The sequence below is a fragment of the Streptomyces sp. NPDC091209 genome (assembly GCF_044757755.1).
Lineage (GTDB): Bacteria > Actinomycetota > Actinomycetes > Streptomycetales > Streptomycetaceae > Streptomyces.
This window is the reverse complement of record NZ_JBIVVR010000001.1, coordinates 462,287-488,739: the sequence shown is the minus strand read 5'-3', so window position 1 is coordinate 488,739 and position 26,453 is coordinate 462,287. Positions and strand designations below refer to the sequence as shown.

Genomic DNA, 26,453 nt, shown 5'->3' with positions numbered 1-26,453 from the left:
CCTTGCGGGCGAAACAGCACTCCTTCGGGGAGTCGGGCGGCGCGTTGGGCACCCTCCCCGCGCGACCCCAAATAGCGTCCAGTAGGGTTTGGTCCGCATAAACATCCAAACCCCTGCCCGACGCAGGGCGGCGACCGGACCAGCGAGAAGGCCGCAGCCAACAGCGCGGGCGAGACTCTCGGGAAGGCGCTACGTGAGTCCCAACGGCTCCGACCGCTCGCCGCGGCGCCCGATGCGGCGGAAGCTGCTGCAGGCAATGACTGCGGGCCTGGTCCTGGCGACAGCCACTGGTTGCTCGTACAACTGGGAAGACTTCCCCCGCCTTGGTATGCCCACCCCGGTCACGGAGCAGGCTCCGCGGATCCTCTCCCTCTGGCAGGGCTCGTGGGCGGCCGCGCTCGCCACGGGCGTGCTGGTCTGGGGCCTGATCCTGTGGAGCGTCATCTTCCACCGGCGCAGCCGGACCAAGGTCGAAGTTCCTCCGCAGACCCGGTACAACATGCCCATCGAGGCGCTGTACACGGTGGTCCCGCTCATCATCGTCTCGGTGCTGTTCTACTTCACCGCCCGTGACGAGACGAAGTTGCTCAGCCTCAGCCCGAAGCCCGACGTCACGGTCAACGTGGTCGGCTTCCAGTGGAGCTGGGGCTTCAACTACATCGAGAACGTCCCCGGTTCTTCCGGGAACGCCAAGATCGACCCGAACCTGGCCGCCATTCCGGACCGGTTCAAGAAGGACTTCCCGCCGAACGCCGGTGGTGTCTACGACGTCGGCACGCCCGCCACGAAGAACCCGCAGACGGGCAACCCCGGTCCGACCCTCTGGCTCCCCGAGGGCAAGACGGTCCGGTTCGTCCTCACTTCGCGTGACGTCATCCACTCCTTCTGGGTGGTGCCGTTCCTCATGAAGCAGGACGTCATCCCGGGGCACACCAACTCCTTCCAGGTGACCCCGAACCGTCAGGGCACCTTCCTGGGCAAGTGCGCCGAGCTGTGCGGCGTCGACCACTCCCGGATGCTCTTCAACGTGAAGGTCGTCTCCCCCGAGCGCTACGAGGCCCACCTCAAGCAGCTCGCGGCCAAGGGACAGACCGGTTACGTCCCGGCCGGCATTGAGCAGACGGGCCACGAGAAGAACCGGGAGACGAACAACCTGTGAGCATCCTCAACGAACCCCAGGGTGCCGCCGCAGCCGAAGACTCGTACGAGAACGAGCTGCCGGTACGGCGCAAGCAGCCCGGCAGCGTCGTGATCAAGTGGCTCACCACCACTGACCACAAGACGATCGGCACGCTGTACCTCGTGACGTCGTTCGCGTTCTTCCTCATCGGCGGCGTCATGGCGCTGCTGATGCGTGCGGAACTGGCGCGTCCCGGACTGCAGATCCTCTCGAACGAGCAGTTCAACCAGGCGTTCACGATGCACGGCACGATCATGCTGCTGATGTTCGCGACGCCGCTGTTCGCCGGCTTCACGAACTGGATCATGCCGCTGCAGATCGGCGCGCCCGACGTGGCGTTCCCGCGGCTGAACATGTTCGCCTACTGGCTGTACCTCTTCGGCTCGTCGCTCGCGGTCGGTGGCTTCCTCACCCCGCAGGGTGCGGCCGACTTCGGCTGGTTCGCCTACAGCCCGCTGTCGGACGCGGTCCGCTCGCCGGGCATCGGCGCCGACATGTGGATCATGGGTCTGGCCTTCTCCGGCTTCGGCACCATCCTCGGCGCGGTCAACTTCATCACCACGATCATCTGCATGCGCGCTCCCGGCATGACGATGTTCCGTATGCCGATCTTCGTGTGGAACGTCCTGCTCACCGCGGTTCTGGTGCTGCTGGCCTTCCCCGTCCTCGCGGCGGCGCTCTTCGCGCTGGAGGCGGACCGAAAATTCGGTGCGCATGTGTTCGACGCGGCAAACGGCGGAGCCCTGCTCTGGCAACACCTCTTCTGGTTCTTCGGCCATCCAGAGGTGTACATCATCGCCCTGCCGTTCTTCGGCATCATCTCCGAAGTCATCCCGGTGTTCTCGCGCAAGCCGATGTTCGGTTACATGGGCCTGATCGGCGCGACCATCGCGATCGCCGGTCTCTCCGTGACCGTGTGGGCGCACCACATGTACGTCACCGGTGGCGTTCTGCTCCCGTTCTTCTCCTTCATGACGTTCCTCATCGCCGTACCGACCGGCGTGAAGTTCTTCAACTGGATCGGAACGATGTGGAAGGGCTCGCTGTCCTTCGAGACACCGATGCTCTGGGCCGTCGGGTTCCTCATCACGTTCACCTTCGGTGGTCTGACCGGCGTCATCCTGGCCTCGCCGCCGATGGACTTCCACGTGTCCGACTCGTACTTCGTGGTGGCGCACTTCCACTACGTCGTGTTCGGCACCGTGGTGTTCGCGATGTTCTCCGGCTTCCACTTCTGGTGGCCGAAGATGACCGGCAAGATGCTCGACGAGCGTCTCGGCAAGATCACCTTCTGGACGCTGTTCGTGGGCTTCCACGGCACGTTCCTGGTGCAGCACTGGCTGGGTGCCGAGGGCATGCCGCGTCGTTACGCGGACTACCTCGCGGCCGACGGCTTCACCACGCTGAACACGATCTCGACGATCAGCTCGTTCCTGCTCGGCCTGTCGATCCTGCCGTTCCTCTACAACGTGTGGAAGACGGCGAAGTACGGCAAGAAGGTCGAGGTCGACGACCCGTGGGGCTACGGCCGTTCGCTGGAGTGGGCGACCTCCTGCCCGCCGCCGCGGCACAACTTCCTCACCCTGCCGCGGATCCGCAGTGAATCCCCGGCGTTCGACCTGCACCACCCGGAGATCGCCGCTCTCGACCAGCTCGAGAACGCCGGTCACGGTTCGTCGGCCCTTCCTGGCGGAAAGGAGGCCGGCAAGTGAAGGTCCAAGGCAAGATGTTCCTCTGGCTGGCCGTGTTCATCCTCATCATGGGGATCGTCTACGGCGTGTGGTCCAAGGAGCCGGCCGGTTCGACGGCCCTCTTCATGGGCTTCGGCCTTTGCGTGATGATCGGCTACTACCTGGCCTTCACGGCCCGGCGGGTCGACAAGCTGGCGCAGGACAACAAGGAGGCCGACGTCGCGGACGAGGCCGGCGAGGTGGGCTTCTTCAGCCCGCACAGCTGGCAGCCGCTCTCGCTCGGTGTCGGTGGCGCGCTCGCCTTCACGTCCGTCGTCTTCGGCTGGTGGCTGCTCTACTTCTCGGCACCGCTCATCGTGCTCGGCCTGTGGGGCTGGGTCTTCGAGTACTACCACGGTGAGAACCGCACCCAGTAGCACGCGCTGAACGCCCGGGAGCCCGGACACTCCGTCAGGAGAGTCCGGGCTCCCTCGTTTGCCGCGGCTTCTGTCCCTCACTCGGCTCACTCGGCGCGCCGTGCTTGACGAGCGTTCATAACGTGAGCTCATGAACCACTCACCGCGAATCCGCACGGTCGTCAGCTGCACCGCGCTGGTGGTCGCCCTCGGAGCGGGCGCCACCGCCTGCGGCTCCGACGGCCACCCGCTCTCGGCGAAGCCGTACGACGCGGCGGGACAGATCTCGTTCAAGGGCCTCTCCGGAGACAGTGGCAAGTCGACGAGGGTGGACCCCGACAAGCCCCTGGAAATCACCTCCGAGAGTGACGCCGGGCGCATCACCGACGTGACCGCCACGGACGCGTCAGGACGCTATGTCGTGGGCGAACTGGCCGCCGACGGCAGCCGCTGGCACAGCACCTCCCCCCTCGCCGCAGGCGCCCACTACACGGTGCGCGTGAGCACCGAGGACGAGGACGGCGCCCCCGGCCGCAAGGTCATCGGCTTCGACACCAGCACGCCCAAGACCAAGAAGCTGCTGAACGTCGCGTTCGGGCCCACGACGGGCAAGTACGGCGTCGGCCAGCCCATCACGGCCGAACTGAGCGCCCCCGTCAAGGACAAGGCGGCCCGCACCGTCGTCGAGCGCGCCCTCAGGGTCGACTCCACCCCCGCGGTGGACGGCACCTGGCACTGGGTGGACGACAAGACGCTGCACTACCGCCCCAAGGACTACTGGCCCGTCCACGCCACGATCACGGCGCACAGCAACCTCGCCGGCGTCAGGATCGGAGAACGCCTCTGGGGCGGCGACGCCAAGCCTGTGAAGATCACCACGGGCGACCGCCTGATCGCCGTCACCGACGCCGCCACGCACTCGATGACCGTCTACCGCAACGGCGAGGACATCAAGGAGATCCCCGTCACCACCGGCAAGCCCGGCTTCGAGACCCGCAACGGCGTCAAGGTCGTGCTCGGCAAGGAGTCCCTCGTACGGATGCGCGGGACCAGCATCGGTATCGCCGAGGGCAGTTCGGACTCCTACGACCTGGAGGTGCGCTATGCGACAAGGGTCACCTGGAGCGGCGAGTACGTGCACGCCGCGCCCTGGTCGACCGGCTCCCAGGGGTACGCCAACGTCAGCCACGGCTGCACCGGTATGAGCACCGAGAACGCCGAGTGGTTCTTCGACACGTTCAACGAGGGCGACATAGTCAAGGTCGTCAACTCCGACGGCAAGACGATGGACGCGTTCGGCAACGGGTTCGGCGACTGGAACCTCGGCTGGAAGAACTGGCGCGCGGGCAGCGCCCTGGTGGGCGGATCCCCGGACGCCCCGAGCCCGGCCCAGCGCGCCAGACTGCGCCCCGAGAGCGTGTGAGGCCGCGTCCCACGGCCTGTCCGCCCCATCCCGTCCGCCCTTCGGGCGACGACGCGCAGGGTCGGACAGGCCCTCGCGGGGCGCGGGCTCGTCAGGCGCTCTGCAGGTTCCTGCGGCGCAGCAGGGAGGCCAGTGAGGCGGCGAACTCCACCGGGTCGACCGGAAGGGTCACCGCGGCGTCCGCGCGGCTCCAGGTGGCCAGCCAGGCGTCCTGAGGGCGCCCGATGAGCACCAGCGCGGGCGGGCAGTTGAAGATTTCGTCCTTGATCTGCCGGCACACCCCCATGCCGCCCATCGGCACCGCCTCGCCGTCCAGCACGCAGACGTCGATGCCGCCCTTGTCCAGCTCCTTGATGACGGCGGCCGGCGTCGCGCACTCCAGGAACTCGACGAGGGGAACGTCCGGTGCGGGCCTGCGCCCGGTGGCGAGCCGCACCTGTGCGCGGGTGTTGGAGTCGTCGCTGTAGACCAGCACCGTGGCGGTCGGCTGCATTCTTCCTCCGAGACGTCAGCGTCGTACGGACAGCACGCGATCGGGCTGATCGTCCCCGGCCCGATGCGCGGATGCTACTCCCTTGAACACCTCGTCAACACCGGTTCGGACAGGGCTTCGATGGGCCATACGGGCTGGACACACCCCGTCAACACCCCGAACGGCACCCCCCGGGGTGAGGGCGGGATAAGCGACCGACATAATGTCGGTCGTGGCGACAGCAACGACAGTAGAAACCGGGCACGCGCACCCGTCGGTCAATCGGCCGAACCTCACCAGCGTCGGAACCATCATCTGGCTGAGTTCCGAGCTGATGTTCTTCGCGGCCCTCTTCGCGATGTACTTCACCCTGCGATCGGTGACCGGGCCGGATCACTGGAAGGAGATGGCTAGCCATCTCAACCTTCCGTTCTCGGCGACGAACACCACGGTCCTGGTGCTCTCCTCCCTGACCTGTCAGCTCGGCGTGTTCGCCGCCGAGCGCGGGGACGTGAAGAAGCTCCGGATGTGGTTCATCGTCACCTTCGTCATGGGTGCGATCTTCATCGGCGGTCAGGTCTTCGAGTACACCGAACTGGTCAAGAAGGACGGGCTCTCGCTGTCCTCCGACCCGTACGGCTCGGTGTTCTACCTGACCACCGGCTTCCACGGACTGCATGTGACGGGCGGCCTCATCGCCTTCCTGCTGGTCCTCGGTCGCACCTACGCGGCTCGGAGGTTCACTCACGAGCAGGCAACCGCCGCCATCGTCGTGTCCTACTACTGGCACTTCGTCGATGTCGTCTGGATCGGCCTTTTCGCCACGATCTACCTGATCAAGTAATCGGGCGCACCGCCCGAAACATCCAGAAGCACCGACGCAGAAGATCCTGACACCGGGGTAATCCGTGAAAAAGCTCTCCGCACGACGACGCCATCCGCTGGCGGCGGTCGTCGTCCTACTCCTCGCGCTGGCGGCCACCGGGGGGCTGTACGCCGCGTTCGCACCCGCGAGCAAGGCGCAGGCCGATGAAACCGCCCAGTCCCTCGGTATCACCGAGGGCAAGAAGCTGTACTCCGTGGGCTGCGCAAGCTGCCACGGATCCGGCGGTCAGGGCAGCTCCGACGGGCCGAGTCTGGTGGGTGTGGGCGCCGCGGCGGTCGACTTCCAGGTCGGCACCGGCCGTATGCCGGCCCAGCAGCCGGGCGCTCAGATCCCGCGCAAGAAGGTCATCTACACGCAGGCCGAGATCGACCAGCTCGCGGCCTACATCGCCACGCTCGGCGCCGGCCCCTCGATTCCGACCAAGAACCAGGTCAGTCCCGAGGGCGCGGACATCGCCAACGGCGGTGAACTGTTCCGCACCAACTGCGCCCAGTGCCACAACTTCACCGGCAAGGGCGGCGCGCTGACGTACGGCAAGTTCGCGCCGAGCCTGGAGGGTGTCGACCCCAAGCACATCTACGAGGCCATGCAGACGGGCCCGCAGAACATGCCGTCCTTCCCCGACACCACGCTGACGGAGAAGAACAAGCAGGACATCATCGCGTACCTCGACGCGGTCAACGGTGACGACACCGTGAGCCCGGGCGGACTTGAGCTGGGCGGCCTCGGGCCGGTCAGCGAGGGCCTGTTCGGCTGGGTCTTCGGTCTCGGAACCCTGGTCGCCGTCGCCGTCTGGGTCGCCGCTCGGACCGCAAAGGCCAAGAAGTCATGAGTAGCCAAGACATTCCAGAAGAGAACGTGCCCGCAGAGCGGGCCTCCGACGACCACACCGAGCACGGTGGTCATGGCGCGGTAGCCGTCGCGGACGAGCAGAACCCGTTCGCGGACCCGGGGCTGCCGCCCCACGAGCACCGCATCCAGGACATCGACGAGCGGGCCGCCAGGCGGTCCGAGCGACTTGTCGCCATGCTCTTCGTGCTGTCGATGGTGGCCACCGTCGGCTTCATCGCCTCGTACGTGGCGATCCCGAACGACAAGTCGATCTTCGTCTTCCCGCTCGGGCACATCAGCGCGCTGAACTTCGCGCTGGGCATGTCGCTCGGTGTGGCGCTCTTCGCGATCGGCGCGGGCGCGGTCCACTGGGCCCGCACCCTGATGTCCGACGTGGAGATCGCCGACGAGCGTCACGCGATCGAGGCGGAGCCCGAGGTCAAGGCCAAGGTCCTGGCCGACTTCAAGCAGGGTGCCAAGGAGTCCGCGCTCGGCCGCCGCAAGCTGATCCGCAACACGATGTTCGGCGCGCTGGCCCTGTTCCCGCTCTCCGGCGTCATGCTGCTGCGCGACCTCGGCCCGCTGCCCGGCACGAAGCTGCGCCACACGCTGTGGTCCAAGGGCAAGCTCCTCGTCAACATGAACACGAACGAGCCGCTGCGTCCCTCGGACGTGGCCGTCGGTTCGCTCACCTTCGCCAAGCCCGAGGGCCTGGAGACGAGTGACGAGGACTTCCAGACGGAGATCGCCAAGGCTGCCCTGATGGTCATCCGGCTCCAGCCGGACAACATCAAGGACAAGCAGGAAGTCGAGTGGTCCTACGACGGCATCGTGGCTTTCTCGAAGATCTGCACCCACGTCGGCTGCCCGATCTCCCTGTACGAGCAGCAGACGCACCACGCGCTGTGCCCTTGCCACCAGTCCACCTTCGACCTCTCCGACGGCGCCCGGGTCATCTTCGGCCCGGCGGGTCACGCCCTGCCGCAGCTGCAGATCGGCGTGAACGCTGAGGGCTACCTCGAGGCGCTCAGCGACTTCACGCAGCCCGTCGGTCCTGCATTCTGGGAGCGCGGATGAGCACTACCACCACCCCCGACTCGCGCTCCTCGCGCGAGAAGGCGCCCGCCGGTGAGCGGGTCGCCGACTGGGCCGACGGCCGTCTGGGGATCTACTCCCTGGCCAAGTCCAACATGCGCAAGATCTTCCCCGACCACTGGTCGTTCATGCTGGGTGAGATCTGCCTCTACAGCTTCATCATCATCATCCTCACGGGTGTGTACCTGACGCTGTTCTTCCACCCGTCGATGAACGAGGTGGAGTACCACGGCAGCTACATCCCGCTGCAGGGCCAGCTGATGTCCGAGGCGTTCAACTCGACCATGCACATCTCCTTCGATGTGCGCGGTGGTCTGCTGATCCGGCAGATCCACCACTGGGCGGCGCTGATCTTCCTCGCCGGCATGTTCGTGCACATGATGCGCGTGTTCTTCACGGGTGCGTTCCGCAAGCCCCGCGAGGTCAACTGGGTCTTCGGATTCCTGCTGTTCGTCCTCGGCATGTTCACCGGCTTCACCGGTTACTCGCTCCCGGACGACCTGCTCTCCGGCACCGGTGTCCGCTTCATGGAAGGCGCGGTCCTGTCCGTGCCGATCGTGGGCACGTACCTGTCGTTCTTCCTGTTCGGCGGTCAGTTCCCGGGCGGCGACTTCGTGGCCCGCTTCTACTCGGTGCACGTGCTGCTGCTGCCGGGCATCATGCTCGGCCTCGTGGTGGGCCACCTGATCCTGGTCTTCTACCACAAGCACACCCAGTTCGCGGGTCCCGGCAAGACGAACAACAACGTCGTCGGCATGCCGCTGCTGCCGGTCTACATGGCCAAGGCCGGAGGCTTCTTCTTCCTGGTCTTCGGTGTCATCGCGGCCATCGCGGCGATCGCCTCGATCAACCCGATCTGGTCGATGGGTCCGTACCGTCCGGACATGGTGTCCACGGGCGCCCAGCCCGACTGGTACATGGGCTTCTCCGAAGGCCTGATCCGTGTCATGCCGGGCTGGGAGATCAACCTCTGGGGCCACACGCTCGTCCTGGGCGTGTTCATCCCGCTGGTGATCTTCCCGCTGGTCCTGGTCGCGATCGCGGTCTACCCGTTCATCGAGTCCTGGGTCACCGGCGACAAGCGCGAGCACCACATCCTGGACCGCCCGCGCAACGTCCCGACCCGGACCGCGTTCGGCGCCGCCTGGATCAGCTGGTACTTCGTGCTGCTCGTCGGCGGCGGCAACGACATCTGGGCCACGCACTTCCACCTGGCGATCAACTCGATCACCTGGTTCGTGCGGATCGCCTTCTTCGTCGTGCCGGTGCTCACCTTCATCGCCACCAAGCGGATCTGCCTCGGCCTCCAGCGCCGGGACCGGGACAAGGTGCTGCACGGCCGTGAGTCGGGCATCATCAAGCGCCTGCCGCACGGTGAGTTCATCGAGGTCCACGAGCCGCTCAGCCAGGACGCGCTGCACACGCTCACCGCGCACGACCAGTACAAGCCGGCCGAGATCGGCCCGACGGTCGACGAGAACGGTGTCGAGCGCAAGGTCTCGGGCGCGAAGAAGCTGCGCGCCAAGATGAGCCAGGGCTTCTACGGGGAGGACAACCAGATCCCCAAGCCCACCGTCGAGGAGTACAAGGAGATCACGAGCGGCCACGGCCACCACTGATCCCCTGCTGTTCGCCACGGCAGGAGCCCCGTCCATGCAATGGACGGGGCTCTTTGCCGTCTCCCGGGCTGGATAGGGTGGACTCACCCCGTGGTGCGGGGTGATCCACCCCGCGTCACTACGACCGCGTCACCGACGACCGCGTGACCGACGAACCCAGGAGCGACCATGAGCGCTGTGAACCCCGCTGGAGGCGACACCGCGGCGGGCCGTTCCTGGCCGGCGGTACTGAACGGCCTGCTCGACGGCCGCGACCAGAGCGCGGACGACACGGCCTGGGCGATGGACCGCATCATGCGCGGCGAGGCGACCGACGCGCAGATCGCCGGGTTCGTGGTGGCCCTGCGGGCCAAGGGCGAGACCGTCCAGGAGATCACCGGACTCGTCCGGGCGATGTACGAGCACGCCAATGTGATCGAGGTGCCCGGACACACCGTCGACATCGTCGGAACGGGCGGCGACGGCGCGAAGACCGTCAACATCTCCACCATGTCCTCGATCGTCGTGGCGGGCACCGGCGCCAAGGTCGTCAAGCACGGCAACCGGGCCGCGTCCTCGGCGTCCGGCTCGTCGGACGTCCTGGAGAAGCTCGGCGTCAATCTCCAGCTGACGGTGAAGCGGGTCGCCGAGGTGGCCGAGGAAGCCGGCATCACCTTCTGTTTCGCGGTGAAGTTCCACCCGGCGCTGCGTCATGTGGCGGCGGCACGCGGCCAGTTGGGCATCCGCACGACCTTCAACGTGCTCGGCCCGCTGACGAACCCGGCCCGGGTGAAGGCCCAGGCGGTCGGCGTCGCCGACCCCCGTATGGCGCCGATCGTGGCGGGCGTGTTCGCCGAGCGCGGCAACTCCTCGCTGGTCTTCCGCGGCGACGACGGCCTCGACGAACTGACCACCACCGCGGGCTCCCACGTCTGGGTGGTCCGCGACGGCTCGGTCACCGAGGAGCGCTTCGACCCGCGGGACGTCGGGCTCGACATCGTCCCGGTGGAGGCCCTGCGCGGCGCCGACGCCTCGTACAACGCTGAGGTCGCCCGGCGCGTGCTCGACGGCGAGCGCGGGCCCGTACGGGACGCGGTCCTGCTGAACTCGGCGGCGGCCCTGGTGGCTCTGTCGCCGACCGGCGCGCCGCTCGCGGACCAGCTCCGCGCCGGGATGGAGAAGGCGGCCGAGGCGATCGACTCCGGCGCCGCCAGGCGCACCCTGGACCGCTGGGTGGCCGCCAGCAACGCCTGACCGACCCGCGCCACCGGGCAGGGCGCAGTCCAGAATCCGGACTGCGCCTTGCGCGGGGAAGATCCTCTGGCAAGATGCTGTACCAGGTCATGAGTGACAGCCATCAGGCCCCGGCCGGCTGTCCGGCAACCCTCCGTCCGTGGCGGGGTGCCCCGGGTGAAGACCAGGTCGTAGGCAGCGAGGCCTACGGCAAGCGCGGACCCCTCCCGCCCTCCGGGCGGACGCAACCAGGGGTCCTGGTCGTTCGAGGGAGCCTTCTGTGAGCAAGCGAATGCGATAGGGCGTAGAGCCCCGCCCCCGCACACCCTTTTCACCCTTTCCTGCGCTGAGCCCTGCCTCCGGGCGGCCGGCTCGCGCGGTGATCCCGCCTGCCTCTCACAGGAGCTCGCCATGTCTGTCTCCACCGTTGCCGCCGACCAGTCCGTTTGCCCTGACACTTCGGGGGCTCTGGCCGTTCTGGGCCGGGATGTCACTGTTCCGCTCGTGACCGGCGGCGAGGTCACCTACGCGGCCCTCGACTACGCCGCCAGCGCGCCCGCCCTGCAGCGGGTGTGGGACGACGTGGCCGCGTACGCGCCGTACTACGGCAGCGTCCACCGGGGCGCCGGCTATCTCTCGCAGCTCTCCACCGACCTCTTCGAGAACGCCCGCAGGACCGTCGAGGAGTTCCTCGACTGCCGTGCCGGCGACCAGGTGGTCTTCACCCGCTCCACCACCGACTCGCTCAACCTGCTCGCCGCCGCGCTCCCGGCCGACTGCCAGGTCTTCGTCTTCGAGACCGAGCACCACGCCTCGCTGCTGCCCTGGCGCGACGCCCGGGTGACCTACCTGAACGCCCCGCGCACCCCCGGCGAGGCCGTCGACACCCTGGAGCACGCCCTCGCCGCCCGTGACCCGTACGGACCGGCCCTGGTCTGCGTCACCGGCGCCTCGAACGTCACCGGGGAACTGTGGCCGGTGCGCGAGCTGGCCGCCGCCGCGCACGCCCACGGCGCCCGTATCGTCCTCGACGCCGCGCAGCTCGCCCCGCACCACCCGGTGTCGGTCCAGGACCTCGACGTCGACTGGGTCGCCTTCTCGGGGCACAAGCTGTACGCGCCCTTCGGCTCCGGCGTCCTCGCGGGCCGCTCCGACTGGCTGCTCGCGGCCGAGCCGTACCTCGCGGGCGGCGGCGCCAGCCGCAAGGTCACCCGGCGCACGGACGGCGGCGTGGACGTGGAGTGGCACGACAGCGCGGCCCGGCACGAGGCCGGCTCGCCGAACGTCATCGGCGCCTACTCCATCGCCTCGGCCTGCAAGGCGCTCACCGACGCGGGCTTCGACAACCTCGTCGCCCGTGAGCAGCACCTCATCCGGACCGTCCGCGCGGGTCTCGCCGAGGTCCCCGAAGTCCGGGTCCTGTCGCTCTTCGGTGACGGCGCCCCGCGGGTCGGCGTCATCTCCTTCGTCGTCGAGGGCTGGAACAGCTCGCACTTCGCGGCCGCGCTCTCCGCCGAGTACGGCATCGGCGTCCGCGACGGCCTCTTCTGCGCCCACCCGCTGGTCCGCACGCTGCTCGGCAGCGACCCGGAGACCCAGGGGGAGTGCGGCGCCCCCGAGGCGGCCCCCGGCGAGAAGTCCCTCAACGCCATCCGCGTCAGCTTCGGGGCCGGTACCCCCGACGAGCACGTCGAGCGGTTCGTCCGCGCGGTGCGCGAGCTCGTCAGGGACGGCGCGCGCTGGCAGTACCGCACCGAGGGCGGCCGCTGCGTCCCCGCGGTCTGACGCGGGAAGGGGTTCCGCCCGGAGGCGGTGTTCCGTCGGTCAGGAGTCGAGACCGATCGCGAACGCCGCCTCCAGGTCGTGCTGGGAGTACGTACGGAACGCCACGTGCGTGTCCGTCCCTTCGACGCCCGGGATCTTGCTGATCTTGCCGGGAATGACGTCCGCGAGGTCGTCGTGGGCCTTGACCCGGACCATCGCGATCAGGTCGTAGGTGCCGGTGACGGAGAAGACCTCGCTGACGCTCTCCAGCGACGCGATCGACTCGGCGATCTCGGGGATCCGGTCCACGCTGGTCTTGATGAGGACGATCGCGGTGATCACGGCTGGTTCTCTCCCTAGGGGCCGCTGCTGGGGATCTCACCCTACTCGCGGTCCACCTGACCCGGCTGTTCGACCGGGGGCCCCGGGAGCGGCCCCGGAGAGGGCGCGACGGCCGTACGGTGACGGAACCGCGCCCAGGCGTAGACGAAGCCCAGGGAGAAGCCCACGAGGTGGGCCAGATAGGCGACCCCGGGGCCCGAGGGGCTGCGGCCCGCCGCCAGCCATTGAAGGGTGAACCAGAACGGCAGCACCACCCAGGCCGGAAACCGCAGCGGCAGGAAGAACAGGAACGGGAAGAGACTGGTCACCCGGGCCTTGGGGAACAGGTACAGGAACGCGCCGAGCACCGCCGAGATCGCCCCGGAGGCGCCGACCAGGGACTGCTGCGAGCCGGCGTTGGCGGCGGCGTAGCCGAGCAGGGCCAGATATCCGCAGCCCAGATAGAAGAGGGCGAACTCCAGATGACCCATGCGTTCCTCGGTCATCAGCCCGAAGACGTAGAAGAAGAGCATGTTGCCCAGGAGGTGGAGCCAGCTGCCGTGGATGAACAGGGCGGTGGCGGGGGTGAGCGCCTCGCGCGGGGCCCCGCCGAACAGCTCGGCCGGCACCACGCCCCAGCGGCGGAAGTACGCCCGCTGGGCGACCAGCAGTTCGTCCCCGGTGCCGTACGCGGGATCGAGGCCCGAGGCGGGGCCGATCACGAAGATCAGACAGCACAGGACGATCAGCCCGTACGTCACCGGCGCCGACCGATCCCGCAGCGCCCTGCCGACCGCCGTACTCCAATTGCCGATCATGGTGCAGAGCATGACGTAACCACGCCGATGCGCACAGACCGCCTCGCCGCCGGGGACGGCCGAGCGTCGAGTACCCGCCAGGCCGTAGGGTTACGAGCCACATGCACCGGGAGACCGGCGCCGGACGGACACTAGAAGGAAAGCGACTGCCCTATGACAGTTCCCCTGCCCGACGCCAAGACCCGCTGGCGCTGCGCCCTCTGCGGCAACCTCACGCGTTTCGACGTCACCCGCTCCTCGAAGGTCGTCGAGTACGTACACCTCGACCTGGCCGGTGAGCCGAAGGTCGAGGAGCGCGAGGTGGTCAGTGAGACCATCGAGTCGGTGCGGTGCCGCTGGTGCAACGCGGTGGATCAGGTCGAACTCGTGGACAGGCCGGGCGCCGGCTCCTGAGGGAGCGGGCCCCGCACGGATATTGGGGTGAACGGATGGTGGAGACCACAGGCGGGGAGCCGGACGACGGCACCGCCGAGGTGCTCGACCGTCCGCTGCCCGACGGCGTGCGCCGACGCGTCGTGCAGATCGTCTCGGACGGCTTCGGCGGGCTGACGATGGCCGAACTGCCCGTCCAGCTCAGGCAGTACGCCCGGTTCACGCCGAGCCGGCGGGCCAAGTTCGCCGGCAACGCGATGGCCGCGGCGCTGGAGACGGACCCGCTGTTCAGACAGCGCATCGCCGAGAAGCTCAGAGAGTCCCAGCCGGAGCTCGTCGGAGCCCTCGACTCCGGCGCGCCGCCCCCGGCCGCGGATCCGCTCGACGTGGCGGCCGCGGCCTATGTGCTGCGTCCCACGGGCTGGGTGAAGCTGGTGACCGCCGCGGGCGAGGAGGCCCTGCGGGCGGACGCCGAGCGCGCCGGCGAGGAGAGCCGCGCCGAGCTGGAGCGGCTGCGGACGGAACTCGCGGAGGCCCGCGGGCAGACGCGGACCGAGACCGAACGGCTGCGCACGGAACTGGAATCGGCCAGGAAGGAAGCGGAATCGCTTCACCGCAAGCTGCGCAGTGCTCTCAGTGACATCAAGCGCGGCGAGGCGGCCCTGCGCAAGCTCCAGGCCGAGACGGACACGGCGAAGGCGGAGGGCCAGGCCCAGGTGTCCGCCGCGGAGAGCGAGAGCCGCCGTCTCAAGGCGCGCCTCTCGGAGGCCGAGGCCGCCCTGGAGGCCACCCGCAGGGCGGCCCGCGAGGGGCGCAGCGTCGAGGACATGCGCGTGCGCCTGCTGCTCGACACCGTCCTGGAGGCGACCCAGGGCCTGCGCCGGGAACTGGCGCTGCCCCCCGTCTCCGTCCGCCCCGCGGAGACCGTGGAGGCGGTCGAGCCGGGACAGATGACGCCCAAGGACATCGCCGCCCGCGCGCTGTCCGAGAACGACCCCGCGATCCTGGACCAGCTGCTCGCGCTGCCCCAGGCGCATCTGGTCGTCGACGGCTACAACGTCACCAAGACCGGCTATCCCCAGATGCCGCTGGAGAAGCAGCGGCTGAGGCTGCTCGGGCAGCTCTCGCAGCTCGCCGCGCAGACGGGCGCCGAGGTCACCTGTGTCTTCGACGGGGCCGAGCTGGCCGCGCCGGTGCTGCTCGCGCCGCCGCGCGGGGTGCGGGTGCTGTTCTCCAAGCCCGGCGTCACGGCGGACGAGCTGATCCGTCAGCTCGTGCGGGCCGAACCGCCCGGCCGGCCGGTCATCGTCGTCTCGACCGACCGCGAGGTGGCCGACGGCATCGCCAAGGCGGGCGCCCGGCCGGTGGCGTCCGTGGTGCTCCTCAAGCGCTTCTCGCGCGGCTGAGCAATCCCTTTCGTTCCTTTTCTCCTTTGTATCGGCTGACGCCCCATCGCGCCCCTTTCGTTCGTCTTTGGGGGTGTCATTTTCCGTTCCCGGTCCGGGGGTTCACGAGGAGAGGTGATCCGGGTCCTAAGTCGCATGAGCCCCGTACGTACCATGCGTGACCTGTGGGCCCGATGCCCGAATTCGCCGGACCTTCACGCGACGTAGTGTCAAGCGGACATCACTGCAGGTGAGTTGATGGCAAAGAATGCGCTCGGTGACAAAGAATTTTCAGGTTTGGATTTGAACTGATCACAAGAAGGTCACTAGGGTCAGGCCTCGAACCTCCAACTAGGGTGATCACTCATGGGGAGTGACGGTGGAGGGGCACCGCCCGTCGGCGTTCTCGGCAGGCGGCTGGAGGAAGAAGGAGCTCGCCTTCGTGGCGTCCCACCGTCGACCCAAGCAGCCGAGCCGCGCCCGTGTGACCGTGCTCACTACCGCCGCCGCTGCCGCTGTTGTCCTCAGCGCCAATGCCGCCAACGCGGCGCCGTCCGAGAAGCCCAACAAGGACGAGGTCAAGACCAAGGTCGACAAGCTCTACCAGGAGGCCGAGCAGGCCACGGAGAAGCTCGACGGCGCCAAGGAGAAGCAGCAGGAGCTGCAGAAGCAGATCAGCGCTCTCCAGGACAACGTCGCCCGCGGCCAGCAGGAGCTCAACGACCTGCGCGACGGCCTCGGTTCGATGGCCAGCGCCCAGTACCGCACCGGCGGCATCGACCCCTCCGTGGCGCTCTTCCTCTCCTCGAACCCGGACGACTTCCTGGACAAGGCCTCGGCCATGGACCAGCTGAGCGCCCAGCAGGTCGGGTCACTCAAGAAGGTCCAGGAGAAGCAGCGTTCGCTCGCCCAGCAGCGTGCCGAGGCGTCCGCCAAGCTCAAGGACCTCGCCGACACCCGGGCCGAGCTCGCCAAGAAGAAGAAGGAAGTCCAGAGCAAGCTGGGCTCCGCGCAGAAGCTCCTGAACTCGCTGACGGCGCAGGAGAAGGCGGCGCTGGCCTCCCAGGAGCAGGCCCGGGCCACCCGCGCCAGCGCACGCGTCGACCTCGGCAACACCCCGGCCGCCTCGGGCCGCGCCGGCGCCGCGTTCGCCGCCGCGCAGAGCGTGATCGGATCGCCGTACGTCTACGGCGCCTCCGGCCCCAGCGCCTTCGACTGCTCGGGTCTCACCTCCTGGGCCTACGCCCAGGCCGGTGTCTCCATACCGCGCACCTCGGAGGCCCAGGCCAACGCGGGCACCCGCATCTACTCGCAGAGCGATCTGCAGGTCGGTGACCTGGTCATCTTCTACGGCGACCAGCACCACGTCGGCCTCTACGCGGGCAACGGCCAGGTGCTGCACGCCCCGCACACCGGCGCGTCCGTCCGCTACGAGTCCATCGCCAACATGCCCTTCCAGTTCGGCGTCCGGATCTGATCCGGACGGGCGGTCCGGACCGGACGTCCGCCGCCCGCAGGGACCTTCTGCCACTCCGCCCAAACGGGCGAATTGTGACAACTCCCGCTGACCCCACGCCCCGTCGGTGACCTGCGTCTCCGGCGGGGCGTCACTTTGTGTGCCCGTGGGGGCCTTTGGCCGGTGTGTGGTCGCGCGGCTACTGTCTGGCGCGATCCCCCGACGGCGGGGGACCGTCAGCGGAAGGGAGAGCGGCCACCCGTGGGGTTCCATCGCCGCCTTGCACCGACCGGCTTCGACCGGGGCGCCGGCGCCTTCGGCGTCGCCGCCTGCGTGATGTCCGCGGCGGCCGCCGCACTCGGCGCCCTGCCCGCCTCGGCGGCACCGCAGGACGACACCCGGGCCGACGTGGACCGCCTCTACACGCAGGCGGAGCGGGCCACCGAGGCGTACGACAAGGCCGACGAGCGCGGCCACGCGCTGCGCGAGCAGATCGGCGCGGCCCAGGACCAGATCGCCCGGCAGCAGGAGCGCGTCAACGCCATGCGGGACGCGCTGGGTTCGCTGGCCGGGGCGCAGTACCGCTCCGGCGGCCTCGACCCCTCCCTCGCGCTGCTCTTCTCCGACAGCCCGGACGACTACCTCGACAAGGCCACCGCGCTCGACCGGATCGGCACCCGTCAGGCCGGCGAGCTCAAGGACCTCCGGTTCGCCCTGCGCGATCTCGCCCAGGAGCGCGAGGAGGCCGACGGGAAACTCGCCGAACTGGAGCGCAGCCGTACGGCCGTCGCCCGGAACAAGCGGGTCATCGAGGGCAAACTGGCCAGGGCGCGGCACCTGCTCGACTCGCTGCCGTACGCCGAACGCGCCGCCTACGACCGGGCGTCCCGCTCGACGCGGGCCGACCTGCCCGGCCTCGGTGACACCGTCGCGTCCTCGTCGCGCGCGGCCGTCGCCCTCGCCGCGGCCCGCTCGGCGCTCGGCCGCCCGTACGTGTGGGGCGCCAACGGGCCCGGCGGCTTCGACTGTTCGGGCCTCATGCAGTGGTCGTACGCGCACGCCGGGGTCGGTCTGCCGCGCACCTCGCAGGCCCAGCGGTTCGCCGGACGGCAGATCCCGCTCTCCCAGGCGCAGCCCGGTGACCTGGTCACCTACCGGTCCGACGCCAGCCATGTCGCGATGTACGTGGGCAACGGCCAGGTGATCCACGCGCCCTACCCCGGCGCCCCGGTGCGCTACGACCCGGTCGGGATGATGCCGATCTCGTCCGTCACCCGGGTCTGACGGGGCGCGCGACCGGCTCCGGGCGGGTCCGGTGGGCGGACGCGGGCACCGTACGATCGGGAGGATGGCTGGTCGAAGGTGTGCGTCGCGAGCGGGACTCTCACTGGTGCTGCTGCTCGCCGCGCTGGTCGGATGCGGCGGCCGGGCGCCGTCGGACACCGCGGCGGCGGACGTGCAGCGGGTCCTCGACCGGCGGGCGGCCGCGGTCCTGGACCGGGACGCGGCGGCCTTCCGGGCCACCGGGGCGTCGGCCGGCGCCGCGACCGGCTTCGCGAACCTGCGCCAGGTGCCGCTGGCGGGCTGGTCCTACCGGCTGACGGATCTGCGCCGTTCCGGCGACCGGGCCACCGCCGACGCCGAACTGCGCTACCGCGTCGAGGGCTACGACGCCGCGCCGGTCAAGGCGGACCGCACCCTGCGGCTGACCCGCGCCGGCGGAACCTGGCGCGTCGCCTCCGACGAGCCCGCGGGCAAGGACGGTGCCCAGCTCTGGGACCAGGGGGCCGTGACGGCCGTACGGGGTGAGCAGAGCCTCGTTCTAGGGGTCGGGCAGTCCGGCGAGCGGCTGCGTTCCTTCGCGGAGCTCGCGGACCACGCCGTGCCCGCCGTGTCGGAGGCCTGGGGCACGGACTGGTCGCGGCACGTCCTCGTCCTCGTACCGAAATCGCTGGAGGGGATGGCCGGGCTGCTCGGGTCTCCGGCGTCCGGGTACCGGGGGATCGCGGCGGTCACCATCGGCGAGGCGAGCCAAGCGAAAGGGGGGAGTCCCCGGCCGGAGGCGGGGGGAGGTTCGGCGAAGGCGCCCGCGGACCGGATCATCGTCAACCCGGACGCGTACGGCGTCCTCGGCGACTTCGGCAAGCAGGTCGTGCTCACCCACGAGACCACGCACGTCGCCACCCGTGCCCACACCACGGCCGCCACCCCGCTGTGGCTCTCCGAGGGGTACGCGGACTGGGCCGGCTACCGGTCCGGCGGGCGGGCGCCCGGGCAGATCGCGCCGGAACTGGAGCGAGCGGTGGCCGAGGGGCAGGTTCCGGCCGCGCTGCCCGACGACGGGGACTTCGGGTTCACCTCCGACGCGGGCCGGCTGGCGCGGGCCTACGAGGGCGGCTGGATGGCCTGCCGGCTGATCGCCGACCACTGGGGCGAGGTCCGGCTGAACGACTTCTACCGGGCGGTGGGCGACCACGGGCGGCGGACGGGTGCGGTCGACGGCGCACTGCGGGACGTGCTGCACACGACGCCGGAGCGGTTCACCGAGCTGTGGCGGGAGTACCTCAAGGACCAGCTCGGCTGACGGGCAAGGTTGTTCACCCCTCAAGCCGGTGGATGGCCTCCGCGAGCCAGGTCCGCTCCGCCTCGCCGGTCGCCCGCGCCACCCGCAGCATGCCCTGCCGGAACAGGTCGTCGGCGTCCTCGGCGCGCACGGGCCGGCCGTCCCGGTAGAAGAAGCTCGCCGGGGTCTCCAGGAACTCCTGACGGCGGCGCAGCACCGCGGCCTGCTCGCGGGGGTCGTCCAGGTGGCGCAGGAACGCCAGCAGGGTGTTGAAGCGGACCTGGTCGGTGATCTCGGCCTGCCGGGGGCGGCGCAGCCGCTCCAGGAGGCCCTCACGGCCCTTGTCGGTGAGCGCGAGGACGCGCCGCGGGGCCGCGCCGCTGCCGGGCTCGGTGTGCTGGTCGAGCAGGCCCGCGGCGACCAGGCGGGTGATCGCCGGATAGAGGGCGCCGTCGCTGACCGGGCGGACATGGCCGCTGAGGGCCTTGATGCGCTCCTTCAGCTCATAGCCGTGCAGGGGCTCCTCGTACAGAAAGCCCAGGATCGACAGCTCCAGCATCCGGTCGGCTCCTCGTTCGTGGGTCGTGACCGTACGACGCGCAGGCCGTACCGCCGATCGCCCTCCCGCTTGCCGCCCCGCTGACGGACGCCCCGCAGCTTCGCACGAGTCCTGATCCTTGCGGGGTTTCGGGTCCTCATGCTACCTCTTATCGAGCTATCTCGAAAAGAGGTAGCTCGTGTCGAGGGAGGCTTCGTGAACGCCCATCGCCGGCAGCTCATAGCGCTCGCCCACCCCGTCTACCTCTCGCTGCTCGCCTCCGTCGCCGCCGGAATCATCAACACCGTCTGGGTCTCACGGCTCGGCGGTGACGCCGTGGCCGCCGTCGCCGTCGCGACGAACACCGAGAACGTGCTGCTCGGCGTCGCCCTGGTCTTCGCCTCCGGCACCACCGTCCTGGTCGCGCACGCCCGGGGCGCCCGTGACCCAGGCGCGGTCCGGGCGGCCGTACGCGGAGGCTGGGCGTTGTGCGCCGCCGTCACGCCGGTGATCGCCCTCGGCGGCTACCTGCTGCGTGAGCCGCTGGCCCGGCTGGTGCTCGGCGGCGACGGACGCGCGCTGACCCTCGCCGTCCAGTACTTCGGCGTCTCCCTGCCCGGCATCGCCGTCTTCTTCGCGCAGAACCTCGTCGACGGCGTCCTCAAGGGCGCCGGCGACACCCGCACGCCGATGCGCCTCGCCCTGCTGGCCAACGGACTGATCCTCGGCCTCGACCCGCTTCTCATCCACGCGTACGGCGTCCGGGGCGCCGCCGTCTCGACCGTGCTGTGCCGCTCGGTGGCCCTCGTCGCCGGACTGCGCGCTCTGCGCCGGAACGCCCTGCTGTCCCAGGCGGCCGCCGCGCTGCCCGCCGAGACCACCGGCGCCGCGCTGCGCCGCACCCTCGCCACCGGTCTGCCCATGTCCGCCGACTTCACGGTGCGGCAGGGCGGCGCCCTGGTGCTGGTCGCGATCGTGGCCCGGCTCGGGACGACGGCGGTGGCGGCCTACGCGATCGCGTACAAGGTCATGTACATCGCCACCATGGCGTTCTACGCCGTCCGGCAGGCCGCCTCGATCCACACCGCGCACACCCGGGGCGCGGGCCGCGACGAGCGGGGTGCCATCGGACGCCAGGCCGTCCTCGTCTCGGGGACCGTCGGACTGCTCGCCGCGGGGCTCCTGAGCGCCCTGGCCCCCTGGATCATGCGGGCCTTCGGCGCCGGACCCGCGGTCGCCCACGACGGCACGCTGTTCCTGCGCTGCGTCGGCCCCTACCTGCTGCTGATGGCGTGTTTCATCGCGCTCGGCGGAGTGTTCGAGGGCAGCGGCGGAGCGCCGGTGCTGCTTCGTGTGACGCTGGTCGGCACGGCGGTCCAGCTCCCGCTCGCCCACACCCTGTCCGGACCGGGGCTGCCGGGCATCTGCCTGGCCCTCGCGCTGTCCATGACGGTGCAGTGCGCCGCCCTGTGGTTGTGGGCCGGACGGATCGGGCGTCAGGAGGACGCCAGGGTCTCCTTGGAGCGGGCCGCCTGAGCGGGGAGCGCCGGCGTCGGCTCGGAGACCGTGCTGCGCCACAGCTCCCGGGCCGCCAGCGCCGCGGCGATCACCAGCAGGCCGTTGCGGACGACGAGGAGGGTGATGCCGAGCGACGTGCTGCCCACGACGTCCGCGAACCAGATCGGGAACTCCAGCACGGTCACGAAGCACGCGATCAGCACCAGGCAGGCGGGCCACGTCATGCGGCTCGCCCGGAAGCACAGACAGACCGCGGCGAGCCCGACCAGCCACACCAGGTACTGCGGGCTGATCACCCGGCTGGTCGCCGTGAACATCAGGACGGCGACGAACGCGGCGTCGGCGAGCGTGTGCGGCAGGAACCGCTTGGCGCACAGCCGCCACAGCAGCAGCCAGCCGAAGGCGAGCGCGCTCAGGAACAGGGCCGCCGTGCTCACCAGGTCGACATAGGGGCCGACGAACTCCACCGAGCCGTAGTTGAGCAGCACCCGCCCGTTCCAGCCGTGGTGCCGGGCCACGTGGAAGACGAGGGAGCCGAGCGACTCCACCTCGGTGCCGCGGTCGCGCTGGGAGGTCAGGAAGGTGAACGCGCCCGGCATCGTCATCCAGAACAGCGCCGCGATCCCGGCCACCGTCGCCGCGGCCGAGACCCAGGCCCGGCGGCGCACGGCACCGAGGAGCAGCAGCACCGGCCACACCTTCACCATCGCGCCGAAGCCCGTGAGCACCCCCATCACCCGGGGATGGCGGGCTCCGGCGAGCAGCGCCGCGACCACGACGGCCGTCACCATCACGTCGTAGCGTGCGTACACCGTCGGCCCGAGCAGCGGAACCCCGATCATCCACACCCAGGCGCCGCGCAGTGTCCTGCCGGAGCGCGAGCCCGCGAACAGGAGCAGCCCGAACACCGCCAGGTCGGCGACGAAGGCCAGCACGAAGAAGGCGTGCGGGTAGTCGAGGAACGGCAGCAGGCCGGGGGAGAGGATCGCCAGCGAGGCGGCCGGCGGGTACTGCCAGGTGACGTCGTTCAGCGGGAAGGTGCCGTGCCGCAGCACGTCGTACCAGCCGTGGTAGATCACGGCCACGTCGCTCGTGACGTCCGGGCCGGGGAACACGTACACCTTGGCCACGAAGAGCAGCAGTATCAGCCTGGTCAGACCCCAGGTCCCCAGCAGTACGGCCACGCCCCCCGGGAACCTCGCGCTCCGTGCCCCCGTCATGCCACCTGGTCCTCTTCGTCCGGAAACCGTGTGCGTCGCCGCCGTGCTTTTCGCGGACCCAGAGTCACGCGCCGGTCTGTGTACGAGCCGTCAAGCGCGGCCGTGCGGAGCTGTGAGTATAGATTCGATAGTGTCGAACACGATGCACAAGACCCTGATCGTGACGAACGATTTCCCGCCCCGCCCCGGCGGCATCCAGGCCTTTCTGCACAACATGGCACTGCGTCTGGACCCCGGGCGGATCGTCGTCTACGCCTCGACGTGGAAGCGCGGCAGCGAGGGCGCCGAGGCGACCGCCGCGTTCGACGCGGAGCAGCCCTTCACCGTCGTACGGGACCGCACGACCATGCTACTGCCGACGCCGGGCGCCACCCGGCGGGCGGCCGGGCTGCTGCGCGACCACGGCTGTACGTCCGTGTGGTTCGGGGCGGCGGCCCCGCTCGGCCTGATGGCTCCGGCCCTGCGCAGGGCGGGCGCGCGGCGCATCGTGGCGACCACGCACGGCCACGAGGCCGGCTGGGCCCAGCTCCCCGCCGCCCGCACGCTGCTGCGCCGGATCGGTGAGTCCACCGACACGATCACCTACCTCGGGGAGTACACGCGCTCGCGGATCGCCTCCGCTCTCACCCCGGAGGCAGCCGCGCGCATGGTCCAGCTCCCGCCCGGTGTCGACGAGCGGACCTTCCACCCCGGCTCGGGCGGCCAGGAGGTCCGGGCCCGGCTCGGCCTCTCGGACCGGCCGGTCGTCGTCTGCGTCTCCCGCCTGGTGCCGCGCAAGGGCCAGGACACCCTCGTGCTCGCGATGCCGCGGATCCTGGCCAAGGAGCCGGACGCCGTGCTGCTGATCGTGGGCGGCGGGCCGTACGAGAAGGACCTGCGCAAACTCGCGCACGACACCGGTGTCGCCGGCTCGGTCCGGTTCACCGGGGCGGTGCCCTGGGCGGAGCTGCCCGCGCACTACGGAGCCGGGGACGTCTTCGCGATGCCGTGCCGGACCCGCCGGGGCGGACTGGACGTCGAGGGGCTCGGCATCGTGTACCTGGAGGCGTCGGCGACGGGTCTTCCGGTGGTCGCCGGCGACTCGGGCGGCGCGCCCGACGCCGTGCTCGACGGCGAGACGGGCTGGGTCGTACGCGGCGGCTCGGCCGAGGAGGCCGCCGACCGGATCGTCACCCTGCTCGGCGACCCGGAACTCCGCCGCCGGATGGGCGAGCGGGGACGCGCCTGGGTCGAGGAGAAATGGCGCTGGGACCTCTTGGCCGAGCGCCTGCGCGAGCTGCTCTAGCGTCACCGGCTGCGCCTACGGGGCCGCCACTCGCGGCCCCGTAGGCGCCTGCGGTCGCCTTCACCTGGCCACGCGGTTCCCCGCCCCCTGACGGGCGCCCCGTCAGGGGCGCGGGGAACCGCGCGAGCAACCACGGTGCACCCTCCGCCGGGGACGGACCCGCACCGCCTACGGCGGTTCCCGGCGATCCCCGAAAACACCTCGGCCGGTACGGAAAAACGGCTCGGCCCCCTCCAGTGAAGGGGGCCGAGCCGTTGTTCCCGGCCGGGGTGGAACCCGGTCGCTCGGGCATCAGCCCCGATAAAGTGCCTCGATCTCGTTCGCGTAATCCTTCGCGACGACGTTGCGCTTCAGCTTCAGGGACGGCGTGAGGTGCCCCGACTCCTCGGTGAACTGGTGGGCGAGGATGCGGAACTTGCGCACCGACTCCGCCTTGGACACCGCCGCGTTGCCGTCGTCGATCGCGTCCTGGATCGCGGCGATCAGGTCCGCGTCCTCGCGCAGCGACGCCGCCGTCGACCCGGCCGGCTTCCCGTGCTCCTCGGCCCAGCGGGCCAGGAACTCCTCGTCGATCGTGACGAGCGCGCCCACGAACGGGCGTCCGTCGCCGACCACCATGCACTCCGCGACCAGCGCGTGGGCGCGGATACGGTCCTCGATCACGGCCGGGGCGACGTTCTTGCCGCCCGCGGTGACGATGATCTCCTTCTTGCGGCCGGTGATGCGGAGGTAGCCGTCCTCGTCGAGGGTGCCGATGTCACCGGTGTGGAACCAGCCGTCGGCGAGCGCCTCGGCGGTCGCGGCCTCGTTGTTCCAGTACTCCTTGAACAGGTGCTCGCCGTGCAGCAGCACCTCGCCGTCGTCGGCGATGCGGATCACGGAGCCGGGCAGCGGCTGGCCGACCGTGCCGATCTTCGTACGGTCCCACGGGTTGAAGGCCGTGGCCGCGCAGGACTCGGTGAGGCCGTAGCCCTCCAGGACCGTGAAGCCGATGCCGCGGAAGAAGTGGCCGAGCCGCTCACCCAGCGGGGCGCCGCCCGAGATCGCGTACTCGCCGCGCCCGCCGAGCACCGCGCGCAGCTTGCTGTAGACGAGCTTGTCGAACGTCTTGTACTTGATCTTCAGACCGAACGACGGGCCCGCGGGGGTGTCCAGCGCGCGGCTGTACGCGATCGCCGTGTCCGCCGCCTTGTCGAAGATCTTGCCCTTGCCGTCGGCCTGCGCCTTGGCGCGCGCCGAGTTGTAGACCTTCTCGAAGACGCGCGGCACACCGAGGATCAGCGTCGGCCGGAACGCGGCCAGCTCGTCGGTGAGGTTCTTGATGTCCGGGACGCAGCCCAGCTTGATCGGCGCCATCATGGGCGCGACCTGCACGAGCCGCCCGAAGACGTGCGCGAGCGGGAGGAAGAGCAGGACGGAGCACTCGCCCGTGCGGAACAGCGGGCGCAGCCGCTCCACGATGTTGCCGCACTCCGCGAAGAAGGCGCGGTGGGTGAGGACACAGCCCTTGGGCCGGCCGGTGGTACCAGAGGTGTAGACGATGGTCGCCGGGTCGTCCGCCTTGGCGAGCGAGCTGCGCTCCTCGACGGCGGCGTCGCTGACGTCCTTGCCGAGGCGCCCCAGCTCCTCGACGCCGCCGGCCTCGATCTGCCAGACGTCCTTCAACGCGGGCAGCCCGTCGCGCACCGACTCCACGGAGGCCGCGTGCGTCGGCAGCTCCACGATGCAGGCGGTCGCGCCCGAGTCGCCGAGGATCCACGCCACCTGCTCGGCGGAGCTGGTCTCGTACACCGGCACGGTGACGGCGCCGGCGCTCCAGATCGCGAAGTCGAGCAGCGTCCACTCGTAACGGGTACGGGACATCAGGGCGACCCGGTCGCCGGGCCGCACGCCCGAGGCGATCAGGCCCTTGGCCGCGGCCAGCACCTCGGCGAGGAATGTGGTGGCGCTGACGTCCGTCCAAGCGCCGCCCACCTTGCGGGCGATCACGGCTACGTCGGGATGCTGCGCGGCGTTTCGACGGACGATGTCGGTGAGATTTCCGTCCGCAGGGACCTCGTACAAAGCCGGAAGGCTGAACTCGCGCAAGACTGCTGCTCCTCATAGGGCGCCGACGCCACGACTCTGTGTGACGCGCCGGTGCGGTCCAAGGCTCGGGCAGGTACTCAAGATCGCTTGTTGAAATCCTGAGTACGACTGGACTGCCCGGACGTTACCCGCCGGTATGGCTTCTTCGACAGGGGGTCCCGGCGAGATGTTCTATGCGTCACACGTGTTGGCGTTCCTTCGCGCACAGTAGTCCACGCCCTTCCTGACTAGCCAGTAATCGCAGGTCCGGCCGCCTCTGTTCACGTTTGCCGCACAGGCCTACGCTTGATCGTCATGGCATCCACACCGGTCGGGCGTCCG

At 69.9% G+C, this 26,453-nt stretch carries 23 protein-coding genes and 1 riboswitch; of the genes, 17 read left to right on the top strand and 6 right to left on the bottom strand.

Annotated elements, in window-relative coordinates; all coding sequences use genetic code 11:
* Positions 1-193: 193 nt before the first annotated feature.
* The 4 genes from coxB to ACIQRL_RS02170 all read left to right on the top strand — a co-directional run bounded on the left by coxB (position 194) and on the right by ACIQRL_RS02170 (position 4,689).
* On the top strand, positions 194-1,159 hold the full coding sequence (coxB, locus tag ACIQRL_RS02185; RefSeq protein ID WP_401325828.1) for a cytochrome c oxidase subunit II: 966 nt from the start codon (positions 194-196) through the stop codon (positions 1,157-1,159).
* Positions 1,156-2,892 (top strand): cytochrome c oxidase subunit I, encoded by a 1,737-nt coding sequence (gene ctaD, locus ACIQRL_RS02180; protein WP_401325825.1) that lies wholly within the window; start codon positions 1,156-1,158, stop codon positions 2,890-2,892. The genes coxB and ctaD overlap by 4 nt, the downstream gene beginning before the upstream one ends.
* Positions 2,889-3,287: a cytochrome c oxidase subunit 4 gene (locus tag ACIQRL_RS02175; RefSeq protein ID WP_401325822.1), complete on the top strand. Its 399-nt coding sequence runs from the start codon at positions 2,889-2,891 to the stop codon at positions 3,285-3,287. The genes ctaD and ACIQRL_RS02175 overlap by 4 nt, the downstream gene beginning before the upstream one ends.
* A gap of 130 nt (positions 3,288-3,417) precedes the next feature.
* Positions 3,418-4,689, top strand: coding sequence for an Ig-like domain-containing protein (locus ACIQRL_RS02170; protein WP_401325820.1), 1,272 nt, complete (start codon positions 3,418-3,420; stop codon positions 4,687-4,689).
* Positions 4,690-4,780: 91 nt separating this feature from the next.
* Here the strand turns inward: ACIQRL_RS02170 and ACIQRL_RS02165 are convergent, their stop codons facing one another.
* Positions 4,781-5,182, bottom strand: coding sequence for a hypothetical protein (locus ACIQRL_RS02165; RefSeq protein ID WP_401325818.1), 402 nt, complete (start codon positions 5,180-5,182; stop codon positions 4,781-4,783).
* Between the two features lie 202 nt (positions 5,183-5,384).
* Between ACIQRL_RS02165 and ACIQRL_RS02160 the strand changes: the two genes are divergently transcribed.
* The 6 genes from ACIQRL_RS02160 to ACIQRL_RS02135 all read left to right on the top strand — a co-directional run bounded on the left by ACIQRL_RS02160 (position 5,385) and on the right by ACIQRL_RS02135 (position 12,589).
* Positions 5,385-6,005 (top strand): heme-copper oxidase subunit III, encoded by a 621-nt coding sequence (locus ACIQRL_RS02160; RefSeq protein ID WP_401325815.1) that lies wholly within the window; start codon positions 5,385-5,387, stop codon positions 6,003-6,005.
* 64 nt (positions 6,006-6,069) lie between these two features.
* Positions 6,070-6,879 (top strand): c-type cytochrome, encoded by an 810-nt coding sequence (locus tag ACIQRL_RS02155; protein ID WP_401325812.1) that lies wholly within the window; start codon positions 6,070-6,072, stop codon positions 6,877-6,879.
* Positions 6,876-7,955 carry a Rieske 2Fe-2S domain-containing protein gene (locus tag ACIQRL_RS02150; protein ID WP_401325810.1) on the top strand — a complete coding sequence of 360 codons (1,080 nt, stop codon included), beginning with the start codon at positions 6,876-6,878 and terminating at the stop codon, positions 7,953-7,955. Before ACIQRL_RS02155 ends, ACIQRL_RS02150 begins: the two co-directional genes overlap by 4 nt.
* The gene (locus ACIQRL_RS02145) at positions 7,952-9,592 is read left to right on the top strand and encodes a cytochrome bc complex cytochrome b subunit (RefSeq protein ID WP_401325807.1); all 1,641 of its coding nucleotides are present in this window, start codon (positions 7,952-7,954) and stop codon (positions 9,590-9,592) included. The genes ACIQRL_RS02150 and ACIQRL_RS02145 overlap by 4 nt, the downstream gene beginning before the upstream one ends.
* Before the next feature lie 168 nt (positions 9,593-9,760).
* Positions 9,761-10,825 carry an anthranilate phosphoribosyltransferase gene (gene trpD / locus ACIQRL_RS02140; RefSeq protein WP_401325805.1) on the top strand — a complete coding sequence of 355 codons (1,065 nt, stop codon included), beginning with the start codon at positions 9,761-9,763 and terminating at the stop codon, positions 10,823-10,825.
* Between the two features lie 85 nt (positions 10,826-10,910).
* A riboswitch (SAM riboswitch) is annotated at positions 10,911-11,027 on the top strand.
* Between the two features lie 188 nt (positions 11,028-11,215).
* Positions 11,216-12,589, top strand: a complete 1,374-nt coding sequence (locus ACIQRL_RS02135; protein ID WP_401325802.1) for an aminotransferase class V-fold PLP-dependent enzyme — start codon at positions 11,216-11,218, stop codon at positions 12,587-12,589.
* Positions 12,590-12,628: 39 nt separating this feature from the next.
* Here ACIQRL_RS02135 and ACIQRL_RS02130 read toward each other — a convergent pair whose 3' ends face one another.
* Positions 12,629-12,910, bottom strand: coding sequence for an Lrp/AsnC family transcriptional regulator (locus ACIQRL_RS02130; protein ID WP_401325801.1), 282 nt, complete (start codon positions 12,908-12,910; stop codon positions 12,629-12,631).
* A gap of 41 nt (positions 12,911-12,951) precedes the next feature.
* Positions 12,952-13,707: a rhomboid family intramembrane serine protease gene (locus ACIQRL_RS02125; RefSeq protein ID WP_401325798.1), complete on the bottom strand. Its 756-nt coding sequence runs from the start codon at positions 13,705-13,707 to the stop codon at positions 12,952-12,954.
* 153 nt (positions 13,708-13,860) lie between these two features.
* On the opposite strand from ACIQRL_RS02125, the gene ACIQRL_RS02120 reads away from it, so the two are divergent.
* The 5 genes from ACIQRL_RS02120 (at position 13,861) to ACIQRL_RS02100 (ending at position 19,504) form a co-directional block, all read left to right on the top strand.
* Positions 13,861-14,100 carry a hypothetical protein gene (locus ACIQRL_RS02120; protein ID WP_261706939.1) on the top strand — a complete coding sequence of 80 codons (240 nt, stop codon included), beginning with the start codon at positions 13,861-13,863 and terminating at the stop codon, positions 14,098-14,100.
* Positions 14,101-14,135: 35 nt separating this feature from the next.
* Positions 14,136-15,485: an NYN domain-containing protein gene (locus ACIQRL_RS02115; protein WP_401325795.1), complete on the top strand. Its 1,350-nt coding sequence runs from the start codon at positions 14,136-14,138 to the stop codon at positions 15,483-15,485.
* Between the two features lie 421 nt (positions 15,486-15,906).
* Complete coding sequence (locus tag ACIQRL_RS02110) at positions 15,907-16,941, top strand: NlpC/P60 family protein (protein WP_401325792.1); 1,035 nt, start codon at positions 15,907-15,909, stop codon at positions 16,939-16,941.
* A gap of 240 nt (positions 16,942-17,181) precedes the next feature.
* Positions 17,182-18,204, top strand: coding sequence for an NlpC/P60 family protein (locus ACIQRL_RS02105; RefSeq protein ID WP_401325789.1), 1,023 nt, complete (start codon positions 17,182-17,184; stop codon positions 18,202-18,204).
* A 64-nt stretch (positions 18,205-18,268) separates the two neighbouring features.
* Entirely contained in the window at positions 18,269-19,504 is a 1,236-nt protein-coding gene (locus tag ACIQRL_RS02100; protein WP_401325786.1) for a hypothetical protein, read from the top strand.
* 13 nt (positions 19,505-19,517) lie between these two features.
* Here the strand turns inward: ACIQRL_RS02100 and ACIQRL_RS02095 are convergent, their stop codons facing one another.
* The gene (locus tag ACIQRL_RS02095) at positions 19,518-20,042 is read right to left on the bottom strand and encodes a PadR family transcriptional regulator (protein ID WP_401325784.1); all 525 of its coding nucleotides are present in this window, start codon (positions 20,040-20,042) and stop codon (positions 19,518-19,520) included.
* 195 nt (positions 20,043-20,237) lie between these two features.
* Here ACIQRL_RS02095 and ACIQRL_RS02090 point away from each other — a divergent pair, with 195 nt between their 5' ends.
* On the top strand, positions 20,238-21,557 hold the full coding sequence (locus ACIQRL_RS02090; RefSeq protein WP_401325782.1) for an MATE family efflux transporter: 1,320 nt from the start codon (positions 20,238-20,240) through the stop codon (positions 21,555-21,557).
* Here the strand turns inward: ACIQRL_RS02090 and ACIQRL_RS02085 are convergent.
* A complete protein-coding gene (locus ACIQRL_RS02085) occupies positions 21,518-22,759 on the bottom strand; it encodes a glycosyltransferase 87 family protein (protein WP_401325780.1) in 1,242 nt (413 codons plus the stop codon). The genes ACIQRL_RS02090 and ACIQRL_RS02085 overlap by 40 nt on opposite strands.
* Positions 22,760-22,901: 142 nt before the next feature.
* On the opposite strand from ACIQRL_RS02085, the gene ACIQRL_RS02080 reads away from it, so the two are divergent.
* The gene (locus ACIQRL_RS02080) at positions 22,902-24,044 is read left to right on the top strand and encodes a glycosyltransferase family 4 protein (protein ID WP_401328013.1); all 1,143 of its coding nucleotides are present in this window, start codon (positions 22,902-22,904) and stop codon (positions 24,042-24,044) included.
* Positions 24,045-24,335: 291 nt separating this feature from the next.
* Here the strand turns inward: ACIQRL_RS02080 and ACIQRL_RS02075 are convergent, their stop codons facing one another.
* Positions 24,336-26,132 carry an AMP-dependent synthetase/ligase gene (locus ACIQRL_RS02075; protein WP_401325777.1) on the bottom strand — a complete coding sequence of 599 codons (1,797 nt, stop codon included), beginning with the start codon at positions 26,130-26,132 and terminating at the stop codon, positions 24,336-24,338.
* Positions 26,133-26,453 lie beyond the last annotated feature (321 nt).

Coding starts and splice junctions, on each gene's coding strand:
- ACIQRL_RS02170 (WP_401325820.1), top strand. CDS start 3,418: ATGAACCACTCACCGCGAATCCGCACGGTCGTCAGCTGCACCGCGCTG.
- ACIQRL_RS02165 (WP_401325818.1), bottom strand. CDS start 5,182: ATGCAGCCGACCGCCACGGTGCTGGTCTACAGCGACGACTCCAACACC.
- ACIQRL_RS02160 (WP_401325815.1), top strand. CDS start 5,385: ATGTCGGTCGTGGCGACAGCAACGACAGTAGAAACCGGGCACGCGCAC.
- ACIQRL_RS02150 (WP_401325810.1), top strand. CDS start 6,876: ATGAGTAGCCAAGACATTCCAGAAGAGAACGTGCCCGCAGAGCGGGCC.
- ACIQRL_RS02145 (WP_401325807.1), top strand. CDS start 7,952: ATGAGCACTACCACCACCCCCGACTCGCGCTCCTCGCGCGAGAAGGCG.
- trpD (WP_401325805.1), top strand. CDS start 9,761: ATGAGCGCTGTGAACCCCGCTGGAGGCGACACCGCGGCGGGCCGTTCC.
- ACIQRL_RS02135 (WP_401325802.1), top strand. CDS start 11,216: ATGTCTGTCTCCACCGTTGCCGCCGACCAGTCCGTTTGCCCTGACACT.
- ACIQRL_RS02125 (WP_401325798.1), bottom strand. CDS start 13,707: ATGATCGGCAATTGGAGTACGGCGGTCGGCAGGGCGCTGCGGGATCGG.
- ACIQRL_RS02120 (WP_261706939.1), top strand. CDS start 13,861: ATGACAGTTCCCCTGCCCGACGCCAAGACCCGCTGGCGCTGCGCCCTC.
- ACIQRL_RS02115 (WP_401325795.1), top strand. CDS start 14,136: ATGGTGGAGACCACAGGCGGGGAGCCGGACGACGGCACCGCCGAGGTG.
- ACIQRL_RS02100 (WP_401325786.1), top strand. CDS start 18,269: ATGGCTGGTCGAAGGTGTGCGTCGCGAGCGGGACTCTCACTGGTGCTG.
- ACIQRL_RS02095 (WP_401325784.1), bottom strand. CDS start 20,042: ATGCTGGAGCTGTCGATCCTGGGCTTTCTGTACGAGGAGCCCCTGCAC.
- ACIQRL_RS02085 (WP_401325780.1), bottom strand. CDS start 22,759: ATGACGGGGGCACGGAGCGCGAGGTTCCCGGGGGGCGTGGCCGTACTG.
- ACIQRL_RS02080 (WP_401328013.1), top strand. CDS start 22,902: ATGCACAAGACCCTGATCGTGACGAACGATTTCCCGCCCCGCCCCGGC.